Origin of the sequence: Pelomonas cellulosilytica (assembly GCF_021353265.1) — a bacterium.
Classification (GTDB): domain Bacteria; phylum Pseudomonadota; class Gammaproteobacteria; order Burkholderiales; family Burkholderiaceae_C; genus Pelomonas; species Pelomonas cellulosilytica.
On sequence record NZ_JAJTWU010000005.1, the window covers coordinates 89,266 to 107,429 of the forward strand.

At 66.7% G+C, this 18,164-nt stretch carries 18 protein-coding genes and 3 pseudogenes; 12 read left to right on the plus strand and 9 right to left on the minus strand.

The window, feature by feature from the left end; genetic code table 11:
• Nucleotides 1-524: 524 nt before the first annotated feature.
• The 3 genes and pseudogenes from LXT13_RS13620 to LXT13_RS13630 form a co-directional block, all read left to right on the plus strand.
• A pseudogene (locus tag LXT13_RS13620) lies at nucleotides 525-1,425 on the plus strand (IS1634 family transposase); the annotation flags it as partial.
• 274 nt (nucleotides 1,426-1,699) lie between these two features.
• Nucleotides 1,700-2,164, plus strand: coding sequence for an antitoxin PaaA2 family protein (locus tag LXT13_RS13625; RefSeq protein ID WP_233372465.1), 465 nt, complete (start codon nucleotides 1,700-1,702; stop codon nucleotides 2,162-2,164).
• Nucleotides 2,154-2,474 (plus strand): type II toxin-antitoxin system RelE/ParE family toxin, encoded by a 321-nt coding sequence (locus tag LXT13_RS13630; RefSeq protein WP_233372466.1) that lies wholly within the window; start codon nucleotides 2,154-2,156, stop codon nucleotides 2,472-2,474. Before LXT13_RS13625 ends, LXT13_RS13630 begins: the two co-directional genes overlap by 11 nt.
• 81 nt (nucleotides 2,475-2,555) lie before the next feature.
• Here the strand turns inward: LXT13_RS13630 and LXT13_RS13635 are convergent, their stop codons facing one another.
• Both LXT13_RS13635 and LXT13_RS13640 read right to left on the minus strand, forming a co-directional pair.
• A complete protein-coding gene (locus LXT13_RS13635) occupies nucleotides 2,556-2,987 on the minus strand; it encodes a hypothetical protein (RefSeq protein WP_233372467.1) in 432 nt (143 codons plus the stop codon).
• Nucleotides 2,988-3,245: 258 nt separating this feature from the next.
• Nucleotides 3,246-3,614, minus strand: coding sequence for a VOC family protein (locus LXT13_RS13640; RefSeq protein WP_233372468.1), 369 nt, complete (start codon nucleotides 3,612-3,614; stop codon nucleotides 3,246-3,248).
• 54 nt (nucleotides 3,615-3,668) lie between these two features.
• Between LXT13_RS13640 and LXT13_RS13645 the strand changes: the two genes are divergently transcribed.
• Both LXT13_RS13645 and LXT13_RS13650 read left to right on the plus strand, forming a co-directional pair.
• Nucleotides 3,669-4,130 (plus strand): MarR family winged helix-turn-helix transcriptional regulator, encoded by a 462-nt coding sequence (locus LXT13_RS13645; protein WP_233372469.1) that lies wholly within the window; start codon nucleotides 3,669-3,671, stop codon nucleotides 4,128-4,130.
• Between the two features lie 172 nt (nucleotides 4,131-4,302).
• Nucleotides 4,303-4,509 (plus strand): annotated as a pseudogene (locus tag LXT13_RS13650) (transposase); the annotation flags it as partial.
• 455 nt (nucleotides 4,510-4,964) lie between these two features.
• Here the strand turns inward: LXT13_RS13650 and LXT13_RS13655 are convergent.
• The 3 genes and pseudogenes from LXT13_RS13655 to LXT13_RS13665 form a co-directional block, all read right to left on the minus strand.
• Nucleotides 4,965-5,347 (minus strand): annotated as a pseudogene (locus tag LXT13_RS13655) (ATP-binding protein); the annotation flags it as partial.
• A gap of 68 nt (nucleotides 5,348-5,415) precedes the next feature.
• On the minus strand, nucleotides 5,416-5,577 hold the full coding sequence (locus tag LXT13_RS13660; RefSeq protein WP_233372470.1) for a hypothetical protein: 162 nt from the start codon (nucleotides 5,575-5,577) through the stop codon (nucleotides 5,416-5,418).
• 17 nt (nucleotides 5,578-5,594) lie between these two features.
• The gene (locus LXT13_RS13665; protein WP_233372471.1) at nucleotides 5,595-5,861 is read right to left on the minus strand and encodes a helix-turn-helix domain-containing protein; all 267 of its coding nucleotides are present in this window, start codon (nucleotides 5,859-5,861) and stop codon (nucleotides 5,595-5,597) included.
• Between the two features lie 282 nt (nucleotides 5,862-6,143).
• Between LXT13_RS13665 and LXT13_RS13670 the strand changes: the two genes are divergently transcribed.
• The 6 genes from LXT13_RS13670 (at nucleotide 6,144) to LXT13_RS28685 (ending at nucleotide 12,137) form a co-directional block, all read left to right on the plus strand.
• The gene (locus LXT13_RS13670; protein ID WP_233372472.1) at nucleotides 6,144-6,737 is read left to right on the plus strand and encodes a transposase; all 594 of its coding nucleotides are present in this window, start codon (nucleotides 6,144-6,146) and stop codon (nucleotides 6,735-6,737) included.
• A gap of 5 nt (nucleotides 6,738-6,742) precedes the next feature.
• Nucleotides 6,743-7,237, plus strand: coding sequence for an RNA polymerase sigma factor (locus LXT13_RS13675; protein WP_233372473.1), 495 nt, complete (start codon nucleotides 6,743-6,745; stop codon nucleotides 7,235-7,237).
• 873 nt (nucleotides 7,238-8,110) lie between these two features.
• A complete protein-coding gene (locus tag LXT13_RS13680) occupies nucleotides 8,111-8,356 on the plus strand; it encodes a hypothetical protein (protein ID WP_233372474.1) in 246 nt (81 codons plus the stop codon).
• 13 nt (nucleotides 8,357-8,369) lie between these two features.
• The gene (locus tag LXT13_RS13685; protein ID WP_233372475.1) at nucleotides 8,370-9,029 is read left to right on the plus strand and encodes a hypothetical protein; all 660 of its coding nucleotides are present in this window, start codon (nucleotides 8,370-8,372) and stop codon (nucleotides 9,027-9,029) included.
• A 2-nt stretch (nucleotides 9,030-9,031) separates the two neighbouring features.
• A complete protein-coding gene (locus LXT13_RS13690; protein WP_233372476.1) occupies nucleotides 9,032-10,009 on the plus strand; it encodes a relaxase/mobilization nuclease domain-containing protein in 978 nt (325 codons plus the stop codon).
• A gap of 568 nt (nucleotides 10,010-10,577) precedes the next feature.
• Nucleotides 10,578-12,137, plus strand: coding sequence for a methyl-accepting chemotaxis protein (locus LXT13_RS28685; RefSeq protein WP_304622815.1), 1,560 nt, complete (start codon nucleotides 10,578-10,580; stop codon nucleotides 12,135-12,137).
• A gap of 88 nt (nucleotides 12,138-12,225) precedes the next feature.
• Here LXT13_RS28685 and LXT13_RS13705 read toward each other — a convergent pair whose 3' ends face one another.
• From LXT13_RS13705 to LXT13_RS13720, 4 genes are all read right to left on the minus strand, one after another.
• Nucleotides 12,226-13,605, minus strand: a complete 1,380-nt coding sequence (locus LXT13_RS13705; RefSeq protein ID WP_233372477.1) for a TAXI family TRAP transporter solute-binding subunit — start codon at nucleotides 13,603-13,605, stop codon at nucleotides 12,226-12,228.
• A 1,190-nt stretch (nucleotides 13,606-14,795) separates the two neighbouring features.
• Nucleotides 14,796-15,743 (minus strand): alpha/beta hydrolase, encoded by a 948-nt coding sequence (locus LXT13_RS13710; protein ID WP_233372478.1) that lies wholly within the window; start codon nucleotides 15,741-15,743, stop codon nucleotides 14,796-14,798.
• A gap of 107 nt (nucleotides 15,744-15,850) precedes the next feature.
• Nucleotides 15,851-16,627, minus strand: coding sequence for a ThuA domain-containing protein (locus tag LXT13_RS13715; protein WP_233372479.1), 777 nt, complete (start codon nucleotides 16,625-16,627; stop codon nucleotides 15,851-15,853).
• Nucleotides 16,624-17,484, minus strand: a complete 861-nt coding sequence (locus LXT13_RS13720) for an alpha/beta hydrolase family protein (RefSeq protein ID WP_233372480.1) — start codon at nucleotides 17,482-17,484, stop codon at nucleotides 16,624-16,626. Before LXT13_RS13720 ends, LXT13_RS13715 begins: the two co-directional genes overlap by 4 nt.
• A 121-nt stretch (nucleotides 17,485-17,605) precedes the next feature.
• Between LXT13_RS13720 and LXT13_RS13725 the strand changes: the two genes are divergently transcribed.
• A complete protein-coding gene (locus LXT13_RS13725) occupies nucleotides 17,606-18,163 on the plus strand; it encodes a hypothetical protein (protein WP_233372481.1) in 558 nt (185 codons plus the stop codon).
• Nucleotide 18,164: the final 1 nt, after the last annotated feature.

An 18,164-nucleotide genomic window follows, 5' to 3' on the forward strand; every position in this document is an offset into this window, starting at 1 on the left:
TTGGCTGACCCGCTCAAGCACCCCTTCAGCCGTTCAGCGAGACCGAAAACTGGCTCTTCAAGACCCGCCAGACAGGGCGTGCAAGAACTTTGGCGCGCTCGAAGGCCAGTCGCAACAAGTCGTGCTTCGCCTGGGTGTAGGCTGTGGCGCGAAACCCGCCAAGTCCTTGATCTACGATCCGTGCCAGTGCAACAAATTTGTCGCCCTACGGTAGACGTAGGGCGCCGAGTTAGTTGCGACTCGCGCCACAGTTTTGCGACTGGCGGGCGTTAGTTGATGCGACTGGCCTACCCTTTGAAGTCGAAGGTATGGGACCTGGCGATCTCTGTATTGGTGTGGCTTCAGGGACCAAGCGGTTGCCACGGCGCCAACAAACAGAATTCGCCGGGTCGTTTCCGAATGGTGGGAATGTGGAGTTGCCTGCGGACCAAGTTGAGCAGGCGGGACTTTGGTCGAAGGCCTAGAGCGGGGCCCCGATGGCAGGCTTTTGAGCGTCCCGCTAGGCACGAGGACTAAGACCGCGCCTGGCCGACAGGGGCTTGCTGTCGGTCGACAACCTGGCCGATCTCACACGCATCACGTTGCCCAATGGCCAGCCCCTGGAATTCATCCTGGCCGTGCCGGGGCGTCGCTAACACGGAGTTCACGGAGCTGCTGGGGCCTTTGAATGCCACAGCGGCCGCGTCGCAGCAGGAGACCCTCGCTGAAGCGCGCTGGGAAGGCCATCGGCTGGTGATGGCGCACGACCCCGTGCGCGCGCAGGAGCCGACCGCGCTTCGCGCCACGCGCATCGCCGCACTGCAGGCGCGTGCCGAGCAATTGGCTGGCAAGCTCGACGGGCAAGACGCAGGAGAGGTTCACCGCGGCCGCAAGCTCAGCGATTCTGGCGCCAAGGCCCGCTTCTTCCACGAAGTCGCCGAAGCCCACCTGTCCAAGATCGTGAAGGTCGATCTGAAGTCCGAGCTCTTCACCTACGACATTGATGCCCAGGCGCTGGAGCGCGCACAGATGATGGACGGCAAGCTGCTGCTCGTCACCAACGTGGCCGACCTTACGCCCGCTCAAATCGTCGCTCGGTACAAGAGCCTGGCCGACATCGAGCGCGGCTTCAAGGTGTTGAAGTCCGAGATCGAGATCGCGCCGGTGTACCACCGGCTGCCCGAGCGGATTCGCGCACACGCCAGCATCTGCTTCATGGCCTTGATCCTGTACCGGGTGATGCGCCAGCGACTGAAGCTGGCCGGCCATCACGCCTCGCCCGAGTCGGCCCTGGCGCAGCTGCGCCGCATTCAGCGCCAAAGCGTCAGCATCAACCAGGGGGCGCCGATCACCGGCATCTCCAACATCAACCGAGAGCAGGCCGACTTGTTTGCGGCCATGAACCTCAGGAAGCCCGCCGCCGACGCTCAGCTGAACCTCCTGTAGTGGAAACTTCGAGACCCTTTTGAGGGAAGTCAACCACTTACCGCGCTTCGTGTCGAACTCGGGAGTCCGGCGGCCGAGAGAGGACTGCCAGCGCGCCCGGATGTCACTAGCATCCAAGTCGGGAAAGTCAACGGCGACAAGACCTGCGGCTGCCGCTGGCCAGCAACAACAGACGTTATGTCGCACAGCCAGCCCGCCGCCTTGGGCAGCGGAAAACACTTTCTTATAAACTGTGGCTCGCCATCTAAGCGTTCAAGTTACAGGAGTCGTCGCCATGCCCGCCCTTGAGAAAACCATTGACCACGGCACGCTGCGCCGCCTGGTGAGTGCCGGCGCGCACGTCGGCGCGGAGATCTTCGGCCAGGCCGGGAGCTGGGGTGTGGTCATCAACTACGGCCGGGCCAGCCAGACGCTGGCCGCCGCCCGTGGTGAGCCCCGCACCTTCCGCAAGTTCGAGACACTGGCCAGCTACCTCAAGGACATGAGCATCACGGAATGCACCGTCCACCTGGCCGAGTTCGAGCCAGGCGCGAAGGAGATCCAACCCGGCACGGAGAAGCGCCGCGTGGTGGCCTCAGATCGGCTCAAGGCGGCGCACGCTGCCGCCGCACACGACCAGTGGGTCAAAGAGTCAATCGCGGCTTCGCTGGCCGATCCAGCGCCCAACCTGCAGCATGACGAGGTGATGCGCCAGGCGCGCGCGTTGATCGCCAAGAAGCGCAAGCAGCATGCCGGCTAAGCCGCCCGCCAAACTGCGCCTGGAATGGCGGTCACGAGCCAGCGCCAACCTCCTGCTGATCGTGGCCGAGATCGCCGAAGACAACCCAGACGCCGCCGACAAGCTCATGAACGAGATCGAAAGCAAGGCTGCGGCCCTGCTCGACCACCCCAGGATTTACAAGCCCTCGCCGCGGGCCAAGGGCCTGCGCGAAATGGTGGTCCGGCCGAACTACGTGGTGTTCTGCCGGGAGTCACCCACGTTGGTGGAAATCGTCAACGTGATCCATGCTCGTCGGCAGTGGCCTCCGATCAAGCGTCAAGCCAAATGAACACGGGCGCTGATGAGGGCCGAATTGTTATATGAGTTCCGTTGGCCAGGGCCTCCCAGCTCCCGGCCAAAGACGAACACCTTAGAACTCGATCAGCACGCCGATTCGCCGTAGCCAATCGTCGCCGAGCAGCATCGGCTTGTAGGCGATGTCAGTCACGTCGTTGGCGTACTTGGCCATCACCCGGCCCATCCCTTCCGGCATCTTTTGAGCGAACGCAATGCTGGTCGCCAAAGACAGATCCAGCAGCTCCATGCTGGGCAGCGTCAGCCATGCATGCACGCCCAGCGACCGAGGCGGCGGGGTCTTCAGCGAAGCTTTCTTCAGCAGATCGACGACAAACGCCTCGTCGAATTTGAAGAGGCCATCGCCTGAGCCATCTACCCGACCGATGGTGTAGACGACCGGCACGCCAAGCCAGTCCTCGATGACGGGCTGCAGGCGATGGTGGATCGACAAGCACTGCGCCACCAGCTCTTCGGCTCCGACAGGTCCGATGGCCTTGTGGATCACATGCGGGAATTAGTCCATAGGCTGCTCCGCGTCATTCGCATTCGGTCGCCTGAGCGGCGGCTCCGATCGACACCGGCCATTCGACTGACGGCGTCGCGTATGTCCGCTGCTCCTCCGAGACCGGGTATTCGACTAGGCGCGGGCCATATCAGGCCTTGAACGACCGGTCTGGCCCACAGCGACCGGGGGGTGCCGACCCATTGCGGGCGCGGCGATCCAAAGATCAAACGTCTCACAGCGGACATTCGCGGACGTCGGTCAGCCCCGCGCCGTATGAAAGGTGATCGCGTAGCCGTCGGGATCGCCGGCGACGAAGAAGCGACCGAAAGGGCCGTCGCTGAGCGGGCTGAGGATTTCTCCGCCCTGCTTGACGATGAGGTCATGCAGCGCATCGGCGTCGGCGCATGCGATCCAGAGCACCAAGCCCACACCGAGCGGCCCAGCCTCAGGAAGCGCACGCAGAGGTACCCGCAGTGCCAACGGGATCGGCTCGGTCTTGAAAATGACTGCACCGGGAGGACAGTGCGCCGAAGCTTCGAAACCGAAGATCTCGAGGTAAAACTTGCGGGACGCGGCTAGGTCGCGCACTTGTAAGGCAATGAAGTCGGGACCGATGGGCGTTGTCATGGGAGTTCCTATCGATTAATATCAGTGGCCTGATACTAATGTAAGGAGCCTGATATGTCAACGGTGAAGCCGATGCCTCGGAGCGGAGCCGACTGGATCGGCTACAACCTGAAGATCACGCAACATCGTTTGAGGCAACGCCTCGATGCCGAACTCGCGCGGCTCGGCATCACGGCACCACAGAACGCCGTCCTGCTTGCTGTCTCTGGCAATCCGCGCATCTCGAATGCCGAGTTGGCTCGCGCTGCGTTCGTGACGCCGCAGACCATGCAGGCGATCCTGGTCAATCTCGAACGCGGAGGTCTGATCGTGCGCAGCCCGCATCCCGAGCATGGCAGGGTCATCATGACCGAGCTGACGACGGCCGGCCAACAGGCCGTCGCCGAGGGCGCGAAAGCTGCCGATGTGGTGGAACGGCAGATGCTCTCCACGCTCTCAGTCGAAGAGGCCCGGGTTCTTTGCGAGTTGCTCAAGCGCTGCGCCGCCGCCCTGGACGGCGAGCCGTCTGACAGCTAGTTATCGGCATGTCTGGGGCGCCAAGCGAGCATCGGCTGAATCCAGCCTATCCGAAAGCAGCTCTCGGCGATCGACCGCATATGGCCGATTCTGTTGAAAAACTCCCCGCCCAATCTGGCCCTTAATTCGTACAATTAGAGCGTTAGCAGTTCTGATCTTGGAGGGCGCCGAGATGATGGGACGACAAGCGAGCGGGCAGGATCGGCTGTTCTACTCGTTCAATCTCGAAGACCACGTCCCTCAGAACCACCTGCTGCGCGGCATCGACCGCTGCCTCGACTTCGGCGGTCTGCGCGAGCACCTCGCTGAGCACTACAGCCCGATCGGGCGCCCGTCCATCGACCCCGAGCTGATGCTGCGCATGCTGATCGTGGGTTACGCCGCTGCGTAGCCCGACATCGACGACACCTACAGCAACAGGAGATTCCCACCGCCGATTGCTCAGGCAACCAGCAAGTTGATGGCACGACAGGTCAGACCGTGGTTGGCACAGCCCGCGCCGGACGAGGCACTTCGAGTGCGTGTGAGCGATTGGGCGCCGACCAGCAGAACCCATCAGGGACAGCGAGCTCGTCTCGCATTGAAAGTCCGAATGTACGGGTGCAATCTTTTCTTCGTGCAGCAGTGAGCTGGAAGCTTGGCAAACCGGGGGCGTCCATGTACGTCTGGAGGAACCACATTGACCGCGGCGTCAAGCCGCGGAGGATGTCTGCCCCCTGGTCGCAGCACCGCAGGACAGTCCCGATCGCCTGACGTCGTCGAAGAGGCCACGCGCGACCTCAGCTCGGTTGCCCCCGATGGCCAGTCCAAATTCCCCCAAGCAAGGACGGCGGATTATGAGTTTTCAAGGTTGATGGCCAGGCGGCTGGCAGCCTCCTTGAGCCTGTAGCTCTTGCCCTCGAACTCAAGCATCGAACAGCGGTGCATGAGCCGGTCGACGATGGTGGTGGCCATGGTGGCGTCCTTGAGGTACTTGCCCCAGTCGGTTACGGCTCGGTTGGAGGTGATGGCGATGGAGCGGCGCAGCTCGTAGCGGCTATGCACGACGGCCTGGCCTAGAGCAGCTCGGCCACTGCCTCGGGGATGCGACGGGCGAGGAACAGGTCGTCCAGGACCAGCAGATCTGGCACGCTCCAGGACTTGACCAACTCAGCCTGCTCCTGAGTGGTGGCCAGGGCGTACTGGGCTAGCGCGGTGTCGGCCTCGACGTAGCGCACAGAGGCGGGTCAGCCGAGGGCCTTGGGCCAGTTGGTAGTGGTCCAGCAACTCGTCGTCAGTCTTGTTTTCACTGACTGACGGTTTCACGCGGTCGGATGCGCGCAAGCCCGCAGCACGCCTGCTGCTGCGGCGGGTCGGCGTCGGCACTCGGCAGTTGCAGCGTGGTCAACGTCTCCAGGGGCAGGGGAGCGCGCTTGCCGGTCAGGCGCAGCACTTCGTCGACGGTCACCGGCCGGCTCTGATCGGCTAGCCGCCCTTGTCTTGCTCGTCAAGGCCGACGAACTTCGCTGGATTCACCAAGTCGTACAGGGGAACGCCGATTGCATGGGAGAGTGCATCGGCATTGTCCATAGAGATGTTGATCGAGCCGCGCTCAACCCGGCTCAAGTAGCCCCTCGGCACACCCGCATCCAATGCGAGGCTCTCCTGCGTCATGTCCTTAAGACGCCGAGCCCTGCGCAGATTCCTAGCAAACACCTCGCGCGCGGTCAGCGTTGATTTTTCCTTGGACATGACAACGAGCATCGGGTTATGCGCCTTGCCACTCCACACCATTGAAAGTACATTAAGTTCACTTTGATGAACATTAAGGCACTTTTAGAGCATTCTTGTAGTTATAAGTTGAACCTTTGTGCGAGGGCCCATGCCGCGCTTGGTAGCGGGCCGTCAACCGCTGTGAGACGTCGACGTGGTGGCGCATCGCCATTGCTGATGGCGTGCGGACCAGTCGTCACTCGCCGGACAGATGGAACAGCGGCAGAAGCGCGCAACTCGCTGTGTCCTAAGGAGAAATCTATGCCCTTGTTCTTCATGGATTCCAGCCGGTGGTTCAGGCGCCCTCTGTGCTGCCGGTACTTGGCCGTCCGGTTCGATAGGCTGCGCCTGCCGATGGTGCGCGGGGGATTGGTCGCCGACGCCGATTGGCATTGGGCGGTGGGCTTCATCACCGACGGCCAATTCGAGGTGCTCGGCGCGTGGCGCAACGAAAGCGTCGAAACTCCCCAGCGTGTCGCCCAGGACCTCCGGGACCGAGGCATCGAGCGGATCAAGGCGCTTGCTGGCGATGCGCCACTGGTCGCGGCCATCGAGGGCTTCCGTTCAAAGGCGTGCCGTCAGAGCATGACGGAGCTCGCTGAGAGCGGCGTTTTCGGGCCGCGCATGCTGCGGGCCATTCGTTGGACCGACGCTGCGGCGCAGCGAGTGCAATGCCGCGTGCAGAGAGCTGCGCGGTCGTGCGGGCCATTGGCCGACGACGACGCGGCGGCCGACTTCATCGCGCAGGCGTTTCAACGGGCGGACCGCGATCTGCTCCATGACCGACTGGATCGAAGGGGCCTCGCACCGTACGGTCAGGGAGCCTTTGTGGATTCGCTGGCACGCGCCGCCTGAACGCCATGTCGGTGCGGCTGCTGAAGAATTGGCAGGACATCCTCTCAACGGTGCGCGGAGCGCTGCAGCGTCGCGGGCGCACTGCGCATGAAGCAGACGACCTGGTTCAGGAAGCCTGGCTGCGTCTGGCCCGCTACGAAGAAGAGAAGCAGCCTGTGCAGCAGCCAGAGGCCTTCTTGATGCGCACCGCCCTGAACCTGTCTATCGACGCGTACCGTGCCAGCGCATGTCGTGGCGAGCATGTCTTGCTAGAGGACGCCGTGCTGATCGACGCAACCCCGTCTATCGAGGCAGTGCTGCTGGCAAAGGAACGGATGGCCCGTTTGACAGTGGGGCTGGGTCGTTTGAGCGAGAAGACCCGAGATGTTTTCCTGGCCCATCGAGTTGACGGGCTGCCCTACGCGGAAATTGCAAAGCTGCACGGCATCAGCGTCACGACGGTTCATGCCCACGTTGCCAAGGCGACGCTGCGCCTGACCAGTTGGATGGAAGGCTGGTAGCCGTGGCGCGGCCGGGCCGCCGCCTCGCCGGCGGCGCGAGGCGAGCAGCCACTCGTCACACTTGTCACCCAAGATCTCGCAGCGTGGGCGGCCGCCTGGCCGGCCCGCCCGCATGGGCCCGAAAGGTGTCGCGCCAAGGATGTGAATGCCAGGTGTGGAAGGCACGTCCGTCGCGCATCGCTGGGCCTTCGTGCGCTGCGTGGACACCTGGCGGGAGGTGGCGGGCATCTTGCGTGCTTCGTTTTTGCGACTCATCCTCCCGACCCGGTGCTCCAGTGCAATACGCGGCGCAGTGGGGCGGCGGCGACCGCGAGGCGCTGGCTCGGGAGGTAACCGATTTGGATGTCGTCGGCTCGCGTGATGGCGGGTTCGAACTGGTCGGTCCATCGCTGTGACGTCTCGTCAACCCCGGACCGGGAGCGACCGGCTCTGGCCAGCGCCGTGGCGTGCCAACCTCGGCACCGCTCGACCCCTTGAAATATGCCCTGGACACGTGCGCAGCTCTGTCCCGGCGGCGGTGCCGGTGTGAGTCAGGTCAATGACGCGCGCAGGTGTAAGGGAAAGTAAAAGTCGGGCAACACCAAGTGGCCTGGACGTTTTAGTCCGCCAATTTTCTGGTCCACCTTCATCGGTGGTTTCACGATCCCCCGGGACTGGGACAGCGGTACGGCGAGACATTCGTTCGGTGAATTCCTTCAAACCCGCCATCGCCGCGTGACGTTGAGCGCGATATGTGAGTCGCGGTCACCCTGCTCGCGCTTTGCCCCGCGCTGTCGCTCATCGCCTGTCGCGCCTAGATTGGAGTTCGGTGCTGCACGCCATGCCATCGCTGTGCGGCTTGTATGTCGTTGAACGAATGCGGCGGGGGTACCCATGGGCTCCTGGTCAACCAGTCAGAAGCCGACAGCGATTGCCTTCTTTTGCGTCTCGTATGCCGGGTTGGCCATCCTCGCGCCATACCTGGCAGGCGGGCGGTTTCTGGCGCCGAACCTCGTCAACCCTTCGAAGGCCGGGGTGCTGAGCATCGTCCGGTACTGGCAGGCCTACTGGGACGATGAGCAAATGCGCAAGCGACTGAAGATCTCCCCTGCGAACCGGCTGCCGGCGTTCCACACATGAAGGAGGACTACCAGTGGATGAGTCGCAATGCAGGCCGGAGCCAGAGCAGCTGGTGCTGCGCGACGCGGCGACCGCGCAGCTCCTGAAAGGCCTTGAGATGCCGGCCGCCCGGAGGAAGAAGTTCTCCAACGATCCCTTGAAGCTGCAGTTCCACCTCGGCCCCATCGGGCCGCGCCTTCGCGAACACGCGGCTCGCTCGGGAACCTCGATGGCCGCGCTGGTGCGTCGGGCGACGCTGCGGATGCTCGACGAGCAGGTACCGACGGTCGGCAGCGCCGTGGCCCCACCGTTCGAGCAGTCCGCACGAAACGTGCGCTTTCGTCTCTACCTGCCCGCCGCCTGCTGGCAGGAGCTCACCGCCCGCACACGGGCGGCGGACATGACGCGGGGCGAATTCGTGTTGTCGCTGCTGAAGGGCTTGTCGCCGCCCCCGCTTGCCGCGGACCACAAGGCCGCGGTGCAGGCCCTTCGGGACTCGACTGATCGGCTTGCGGCGATGTCCACCGATCTCGGCGAATTCTTGCGACTGCTGAAGCGCACGACGGATACTGACGAGTCCCTGGCCCCCTATCGCGAAAGCATCGGGTCGCTCGCCGCCGTCGTCATGGAACACATGAGGGCAGCTTCGGTGCTGATTGCCGAACTCAAGCCTTACAGAAGGGCGCGGTGGTAGCGATGGGACGCGATATCGACGGGCTCCTGGTGCAATGGGGCGACCGGTTGTTCTATCCCGGCAATCGGATCGAACCAACTGATCCGACACCGCGGCTGAAGGCCCGGGCCGCTGCGATCAGGCGGCACATCTCGGCGCAGATACGCCGTGCACCCCAGGTGATCGTCAGGGTGGCCGGAGGTGGCCGGGGCATGGGCGCCATCGCCGACCACCTGCGCTACATCACCAAGTCCGGGGCTTTGGAGTTTGAAGACGATCGCGGCACAGTGCGCGACGGCAAGGAAGCGCTGCGCGATCTGATGAATGGCTGGCGCCATGGCAGCAGGTTCATCGCGGAGGTCGAAAAGCTGCGGGAAGCGGTCAATATCATGCTCGCCATGCCTTCGGGAACGGACCCGGAGGCGGTCAGGGACGCGGCACGCGAGTTCGCGAAGATTGAGTTGGCAGGCCATCGCTATGTGATGGTGTTGCACAGGCACCAGACCAGTCCGCACGTCCACCTCTGCGTCAAGCGCGAATCGATCGCCGGCCAGCGCCTGAGCTGTGGCCGCCCCGACCTCAAGCGGTGGCGCGCCACGTTCGCAGAGCGTCTGCGGTCACGGGGTGTCGAGGCGGAGGCAACCAGCCAGATCGCCCGCGGTGCAACACGGAACTTCGACTCGCTGTGGCGCCTGAAGGCGAAAGACGAAGGTCGGCTGAAGACGAGCATCCGTCCCGTCAAGACAGGCCCGGTCTGCGAGCGCGCCCGTGACGAGGCTATGGCGTGCTGGGGCCAGATCCTGAAGGCGCTCGCGGCGTCCGAGCTGGAGTCGGACCGCGAGCTGGCACCGCTGGTCGCCGACTTTCTCTGCCGCACGCCGTACATCCACGACGTGCTGCGGCGTCATCCCGAGGCGCTTCCCGAGGCGAGGAAGCGCCTGGAGGCGCACCCGCAGCGGGTGGCGGCCCTGGACCGGGCCGGGCCGGAGTGGGGACGATGACGATCGCAGGGGCCCGGCGCCGCGGGGCTGTTCAAAGCCCCCGGCGACTTCCGTTTCGAAGCGCCTTCCACGAGACACATCATGTTCGGGCGTTCAATGAGCAGCCAGCGGAGATGCCGGGCCTGGGATCGAGGCTGGCGGACCGGCTCCCATAAGCTGGGCCGGCATGCTCCCGCGGCATGGCTTCTGCCGGTGTACGTGCGGGCGCCTTGAGGACCGATGAACACGTTGGCGAACTACAAGAAGCGGCGGGACGCCATCGGCATCGGCCTGCGCTTCACCACTTCTGAGGTCCTGCATGCGGGGTGAGGATTACGGCGCCATAGCGAAACCACGCTTGCGTGGCCAGCGCCGCCTCGGGCCCGACGCCGGGGGGCGCGCACCTGCAACCCGGTGAGGCCGACGCCGCACCCGGCCGGGCTTGCCTGCACCGCCGCGCCTCGCGAGTGCACGGATGCGCTGTCGCACAGCGGCATCATCACTGGCCTAACGTCCCTGGCAGCCCTACATTAGGCGAGCCTGAAGGCCCTCGTTAGGCTTCGGCGCAGGGGCAACGGGGAGGAAGAAGATGCGACTTTCGAATCTGCGTGTCGGTGCCCGGCTGGGCAGTGCCTTTGGCTTGCTGTTGTTGCTGATGCTGGGCATGGGGCTGTATGCCCTGCAGAAGGTACAGCAGGTACAGACCAGCGTCGTCGAGCTGTCGGACGACTGGCTGCCCAGCACCCAACAGCTTGCCGGCGTGAACGAGTCCTTGAACCAGATGCGGCGGGCCGAGCTGCAGATGATGCTGGGCGGAGATGCCGCAGCCATCAAGGACGAAGGCGACCGCATCGCCAAGCAGTGGGCGCTGCTGCCGCCGCTGCTCAAGGCCTACGAGGCCACACTGGCGGCTGGCACGGAGATCCAGGCCTTCCAGCAGCTGACCGATGCCATCCACAGGTACAAGGAGACGCAGCCCCCGCTCACGGCGCTGCTCTCCGAGGGCAAGGGCGAAGAGGCGCGCAGCTGGCTGCGCGGCGAGTCGCGCAAGGCCTTCCGTGCCACGACGGAGGCCCTGGCCAAGCTCACCGAGATCAACACCCAGGGCGCCAGCGCCGCAGAAGCCCGCAGCAGCGCCAGCTACACCGCTGTGCGGCTGGGACTGTGGCTGATGATGGGTCTGGCCCTGCTGCTGGGCGGCTTGATCGCCTGGCTGATGACCCAATCCATCACTGTCCCGCTGCGGGCCGCTGCCCGCACGGCCGATCTGGTGGCCAATGGCGACCTGAGTGAGCGCATGGAGGTGAAGCGCCAAGACGAGTTTGGTGACCTGCAGCGCGCGCTGCAGCGCATGCAGGCTGGCCTCAACACCGCCGTGCGTGCGGTGCGCGAAGGCGCTGACGCCGTGGCCACTGCGGCCAGCGAAGTCTCCAGCGGCGGGCACGACCTCTCGGCCCGCACTGAGGAGGCCGCGGCCAGCATCGAGCAGACGTCGGCGGCGATGCAACAGGTGGCCGAGGTCGTGCGGCAAAGCGCCGCGTCGGCCGCCCAGGCCCGCCAACTCTCCGAGGCCGCCGCCCAAGTGGCCTGCCAGGGCGGCGAGGTGGTGGCGCGGGTGGTAAGCACGATGGAGGGCATCCAGGGCAGCTCGCGCAAGATCGCCGACATCATCGGCGTCATCGATGGCATCGCATTCCAGACCAACATCCTCGCGCTCAACGCGGCGGTAGAGGCTGCCCGCGCCGGTGAACAGGGCCGCGGCTTCGCAGTGGTTGCCAGCGAGGTGCGCACGCTGGCACAACGCTCGGCGCAGGCCGCACGCGAGATCAAGACACTGATCGCCAACTCCGTGGAGCAGGTAGAAGCCGGTGGACGCCTTGTTACCGAAGCCGGCGGCACGATGGAACGCGTGGTGCAGTCCGTCTACGAGGTGCGCGACCTCATCGGCCACATCGCCGGCGCCATCCACTCCCAGAGCGACAGCGTGGGCGAGGTCAACACCGCCATCGTGCAACTCGACGGCATGACCCAGCAGAACGCGGCGCTGGTGGAAGAAAGCGCTGCGGCGGCGGAGTCACTGAAGCAGCAGGCCGGTTCGCTGCAAGCGGCGGTGGCGCATTTCAGGTTGCACGCAGTCGCTGCAAGCTAGTCACGCCTCCTCCCGGTCGAGCTTCAGTATCGGCACAGCGGAGGCACACGCTGAGTTCACGGCTTCTCAACTTGAAGCCCCAGGGCCATCAGCCTGGCGGCTCAGCAGCCGCCCTGCTCCTTTGCGCCAGCAGCCGCTTGCGCACCGCATGGATGTTGTTGCGCAACGCGTAGAGCTCCTCTGCATACGACAACGGCACCGCAATCCGGTGCGTGACACGGTCCAGTTCGTCGAGTTCGTCAAGCAACGCGTCGCGCTCGCCGCTGCCCGCCTCCAGCTTGGCCTCGACCTCCCGCAGCCGCGCATACCAGCGGAACACGCGCGAGCGCACGCGGAAGGTGTAGAGAGGCGGAACCACGCGTGACAGCGGCAGCATCAGCACGAGCAGGCCGCCGACCACCAGCCACATGCGTTCCAGCAAATTGCCGGCCCAGAACGGCAGGTAGCGAGCCCAGGCCGGTGGCGTGCCGTTGATGGCGCGGTCGCCTTCGGCGCTGACGGGCAGCTCGCTGGTGCGTGTGTTGGGGAAATCGCGCACACCGTTGAACCAGCCCGCCTCGCTGTGCTGGCCCAAGGCCGCCTGCGCGAACAGCTGGCGCAACGCCGGGTGCGTCTGCTCGCGCGCGAGCAGCGCGGTGGTGGTAGCCAGCAGCGGCACGTCCTGACGGGGCAGATCGGCCGCCAGGTCCACCACGCCGCGCGGCAGCCGCACGGTGGACAAGAAAGGCAGGTGTCGCGAATAGGCCTCGTTCTGCTCGAAGGCCATAAGCGCAATTGCCGGGTCGCGCAGCAGCGCGCGGATTAGGCCGGCCTGCGGCGCAGAGATCAGCACGGCGGCATCCAGCCGGCCCTCGCGCAGGGCGGCGCCGGCGGCGTCTGGCGCGAGGTTGGACAGCCGCAGGTCAGCGGGCTTGAGTTGGTTGAGCGCAAGCAGCTTGTCGACGATCTGCGGCACACCGCTGCCGTCCTGATCGACATTCACTCGCAGGCCGCGCAACTGGGCTAGGCGCTGCAATTCACCACCGGGCTGGCGGCGCGCGATGGCGAGGTCCCGGCGATAGAAGACCCAGAGGGGTTCGTAGAACAAGCTGCCCAGCGAGACGATGCCCGCCTCGGTGTCGGCCGCTGGGTCGGCCATGCCGCCGCGGACGAAGCCGACGTCGGCATCTCCCGCGCGCAACAGCGCTAGGTCGTCCTGCGCGCCTTCGGTGGCGATCAGCTCCACCTCGATGCGCTCATGTGCCAGCGCCTTCACATAGCCCTCGCCAAAGGCCGCGTAGGCACTCCCGGTGGGACCGGTGGCCAGCCGCACGCGACGCGGCGGCTGCGGGTCTAGCCACCAGTAGGCCGCCACAACCAGGCCACCGCCAAGCAGCAGCAAGGGGCCTATCGAGACCATCATGTCGCGCAGCGTCTGAAGCAGCAGGCGCAGGCTTCGTGTTGCATGCCACTGCGGGATCGGTGTCATGGCTTGCCCATGGACAGAAACGTGAACGTGACGCCGCAGCATCGCATGGGAGAAACCTCGCGGATCGAACCCGCGCATCGTATGCGCGGCGTTCGGGCGGGCTGTGACGCTTTGCCGCCTGCGACGTGGCCTGCTAACGCTTGCACGACAAACGCGCCCTGAAGCAAACCGCCCAACTCGGCGGCACCTCTCACCGGCACCGCCCTACTCCGATGGAGCCCACTCGCCGGCCAATGCCCGCCACCTCGTCTGCGATGACGCCGTCAGGCGCTTTCAGTCGGCACCAGAGGCCATGCGCGTCTCTCGATCTCGGTCGATGTTGACGAGCCGCGAGGAGGCCGCTGCGGCGCCTGCCGCGTGCCACGCCCGCCTGATGGGGGCTGGGCCTTGGCAAACCTCTTCAATTGCCCACGGCAATCGCTGACAGGGACACCCACCGTGCCCCTTTGGTTTCGTCTTTGACGCTTTTCTGAGAGTCCTCCCCACCATGGTCGCAGCGCAGCAAGCCCCACAGGCGTCTCAGAACGTCACTGAATCCAGCACCGCTGATGCAAGGCAGCAGTCGCTCGCCGAATCGGTGCCAGGCCAGGACGACGGTGGCGCTGTGCCGCCTGCCGCGCCGCAAGCCGGTGAGGCCGCAGGTCCGGTGGCCGCCACCGAGGTCGCGCCGCGTGGTGGGCAAAGTGCGCGAGGGCGGCGCCACGGCACGCGTGCTGCGAGACGGGTCGATGGTGGCGCTGCGTCCCGGCGACCTGCTGTTGCGGGGTGACATCGTGGAAGCGGCGAGGCCGGTCCGCTGAAGCTGGACCTGCAGCGCGCAGGCGCGCAGAACGGCGCGGAACGCACGTGACCTGGAACCAGCTCATCAACGGCCGCGAGCGCGAGGAACTGCTGGAGGGCGCTGCAGCGATCTCCTACGACGTGATGCAAAGCCGCAAGCGCCTGCGCGACGCGGCCCGCGAGACCGTCGTATTCGTGCTGGATGCTGAGGTCGAGTACTACGGCGCGCTATCCAACCGAGTCAACGCCATGCACGACTCCGTGCTGGCCGCGATGGGCGCGCTGACGCAGGCCACGCTGGGGCTGGAGAACGGCAGCTTCGCGCTGCCGCTCAAGCCCTTCAATCCGGATACGGCAGCGGTTCTGCGCTGCCCTGAAGGGTTAAGAACTCCGAGTGGCGAGAAGTTCAGTCAGCGCGCTACTTCCCTGGTCAGCAGCCCACGCTGCCGCAGCCACTCTTCCGCCCGCCGCGGCCAGGCGGATGCGGTGCCGAGCCCTTCGCTCATGCCGATACCATGGCCGCCCTGCTCGAACACATACAGCTCGGCCGGCACGCCAGCGCGGGTGAGGGCGTCGAAGTACATCAGGCTGTTCTGCACCGGCACGGCCTTGTCGCCTTGGGTGTGCAGCAGCAGCGTGGGCGGCGTGGCGGCGGTCACCTGCTGCTCGACGGACATCTGGGCCAGCAGCGCCGTGGTCGGCCCATCGCCCAGCAACGCGCGGCGTGAGCCGGCGTGGGCGGCGGGGTCGCGCATCGTGATGACGGGATAGACCAGCAACGCGAAGTCGGGCCGCGCGCTCACCGTGTCCAGCGCGGCACCGGTGCGGCCGTCGGCATGGTCGTACAGCGTGCTGGCGCTGGCAGCGAGGTGGCCGCCGGCGGAGCTGCCGATGACGCCGATACGGTCGGGCTTCACGCCGAATTCGGCGGCACGCGAGCGCACGAGGCGGATGGCGCGCAGCACGTCCTGCAGCGGCGCCGGGTGGCCCCAGTCCTCCAGCCGGCTTTTCAGGATGAAGGTGGTGATGCCCAGCGTGCTGAGCCAGTTGGCGTACTGGGTGCCCTCGCGGGCCATGGACAGGAAGGTGTAGCCGCCGCCGGGGCACACGATGACGGCGGTGCCGTTGGCGCGGTCCACGGCGGGCGGCACGACGGTGAGCGTTGGTTGCGACACGCGCGTGATGCGGCCACCGTCGTCTCGCTCGGCGCCGATGTCGAAGCGCGCGGCAGGGGCGTCGGCGCGGCCGGCGGGCGGCACGCCTTCGGGCCACAGCGGCAGCACGGCGGGCGCAAGAAGGTGAGGCGCCGCGGCGGGCGCGGCGACTGGCAGCAGGCCGGCTAGGGGCAGCAGGGTCATGAGGCGGCGGGTGGAGTTCATGACGGCGCAGTGTGCCGGTGCGCGGGCGTCACGGGTGGGAGCGGCGGCATCCGCTCAGCAGGTTGACGGGCGATCGTGCGGCAGCGTCAGCGCGGAGGCTGGCCCAGGCCCTTGGCGGCCCACCAGAGCCCGCCCCATAGGTGGTCCAGGTAGCGGCCGTCGCGGTACATCTCGACGTTGTGGCCCAGCGCCGTGACGAACACGCGGCCCTGCTCGTACGAGTGCCACCAGCTCACCGGGTGGTCGCCGCCCATGCCCTTGGCGACCTGCCCGGGCCAGATCTTCGTCGGGTCATAACTACGCTCGTCAACGGACAGGATGGGGTGGATGGTCACACCGTACGGGTTGCTGAACTCGTACCACTCGTCGCTCCACAACCAGCGGTCCGGCAGGCCGAAGGTGGCGGGGTGGGTGGCGTCGGCCTTGGTGACGACGGCCGTCTGCAGCATCGGGTGGATGACGAAGTTGCGGCCGACGAGCTTCTCGTACCAGGGCCACTGGCCCGGCTTGGCGACGATGATGGCGCGGTGCACGACGACGGCGTTGCCGCCGGCCTTCATGTAGCGCTCCAGGCCCGCGCGCTGGGCCTCGTTGAACTCCTCGCCCGAGCTGTTCAGCAGCACGACGGCGGCGTACTTGCTCAGGTCGGCCTCGAAGGCGGCTGGCTGGGCCGTCCACGTCAGCTCGAACGCGTGCAGCCTGGCCAGCTTCTCGAAGCTGTCCCGCGCGACGGGGATGTACTCGTAGTGGTACTTCGTGGGCATGGCCAGCACGAGCACGGCGAACTGCGTGTCGGCGGCGAGCGCCGGCGTGCTGGCGATGGCGGCGGCCACGGCGAGGGCCTGGAGGGGTTGGGCATTCATCGTGTGGCCGATTCTTCCAGCAACCAGCCGCCCAGGGTTTGCATGGCCGCCGGCGTCCGCGCGAGACTGCGGTGGTTGGTGCCGGCGAGCTGGTGCACGGTGACGGCGGAGCCGGCGCGGCGCAGCGCCTCGGCCACTGCGTAGGACTGCGCGTGCGGCACCTGGCGGTCGCGCTCGGCCAGCAGCACCAGCACGCGGCAACGCAGCGAGCGGGCGGCGCTCAGTGAGTCCAGCGGCGAACGCAGCAGAGGCGTCAACGGCGCCAACACGGGGCTGAGGGCCAGTACGGCGCGCAGGCTCTGGAACGGCGAAATCAACGTGACGCCGGCGGGCCCGACGCCCGCGGCGACGCGGCGCGCGGCCAGCTGCATCGCCACGCCGGTGCCGATGCTGCGGCCGGCCAGGTGCAGCGCGCCGGGCGGCAGGCCCAGGCGGGCGAGGCCCCAGGCCGCGGCGGCCTCGGCATCGGCCACGCAGGCGGCCTCGCCGGGCCAGCCGCTGCTCGCGCCCAGGCCCCGGTAGTTGAAGGCCAGCAGCGCGCAGTCGTCGGGCAGCCAGCCGGCGAGGTCCGGCGTCCACGCGACATGCTCGTTGCGCCCGCCGAACCACAGCAGCAGACGGCGCGGCGGCCGGTCCACCGACAGTGTGAGCCAGCCCTGCAGGCTCACGCCACCTGGGCGGCGCAGCCATACGGCCTCGGTGCGGCGGTGCGCGGCGGCAGGGCCCGGGTCGGTGCGGCGGATGCGCCAGGTGCGGCCGAACAGCAGCCGGCCCTGCATCAGCACCGTCGCGGCCAGCAGCAGCGCCGCGGCGAGCAGGGCCCAGGCCCACGGGGGGAGGTCGGCAAACAGGGGCATCGTCGCGGCAGGCAGGCAAAACCGGGGAGGCTAGGGCCTGGGCATGACAACGCCGTGAGCCCCGCGCCTCCCTAGCTTGTCCGTCAGCGCGGCCGTGGCGCCGGGGTAAGGTCCGCGCGCAATGCCCGATCTCGATCTTTTATCGCTGCCCGCCGAGCTCCAGGCAGCGCTGGAGCGCGCGTGGCCGGGCTGCCCGGAGGCCCAACGACGCGCGCTGCTGGCGCCGGCGCAGCTGGGCTGGCCGCCCGTGTGGCCACACGGTCTGTGGGCGTGGCGACGCACCGGCCACTGGTGGCGGCCGTTTGCGGCGCGGGCCGAGCGTGAGCGCGCCGAAGCCTTCTTCGGCGCCCACCTGGGCGACGCGCGCGGAGAACGGTGGGACGGCGTGCCGACCTACGCGGAGCGACTGTTTGACCCGAACCAGCCGTTCTTCGACACACCCTGGACGCACGCTGACCGGCTGTTGCGGAGCCCGGCGCCTGAGGCGTTCAGCGATGCGGATTTCTGGTTCATCACGCAGTTGCTCCACGGCGGCGACTTGCACTGGGCCACGGTCACCGCCCAGGACTGGGCCCGCGGGCTGGCGGCAGACCGCGCCCTGCGCGGCGGGCGCCGCGGCCGCTGGCTGCACGATGCGCAATGGCGGCTGCACATGTCGGCCACGGGAGCCTTCACCTGAC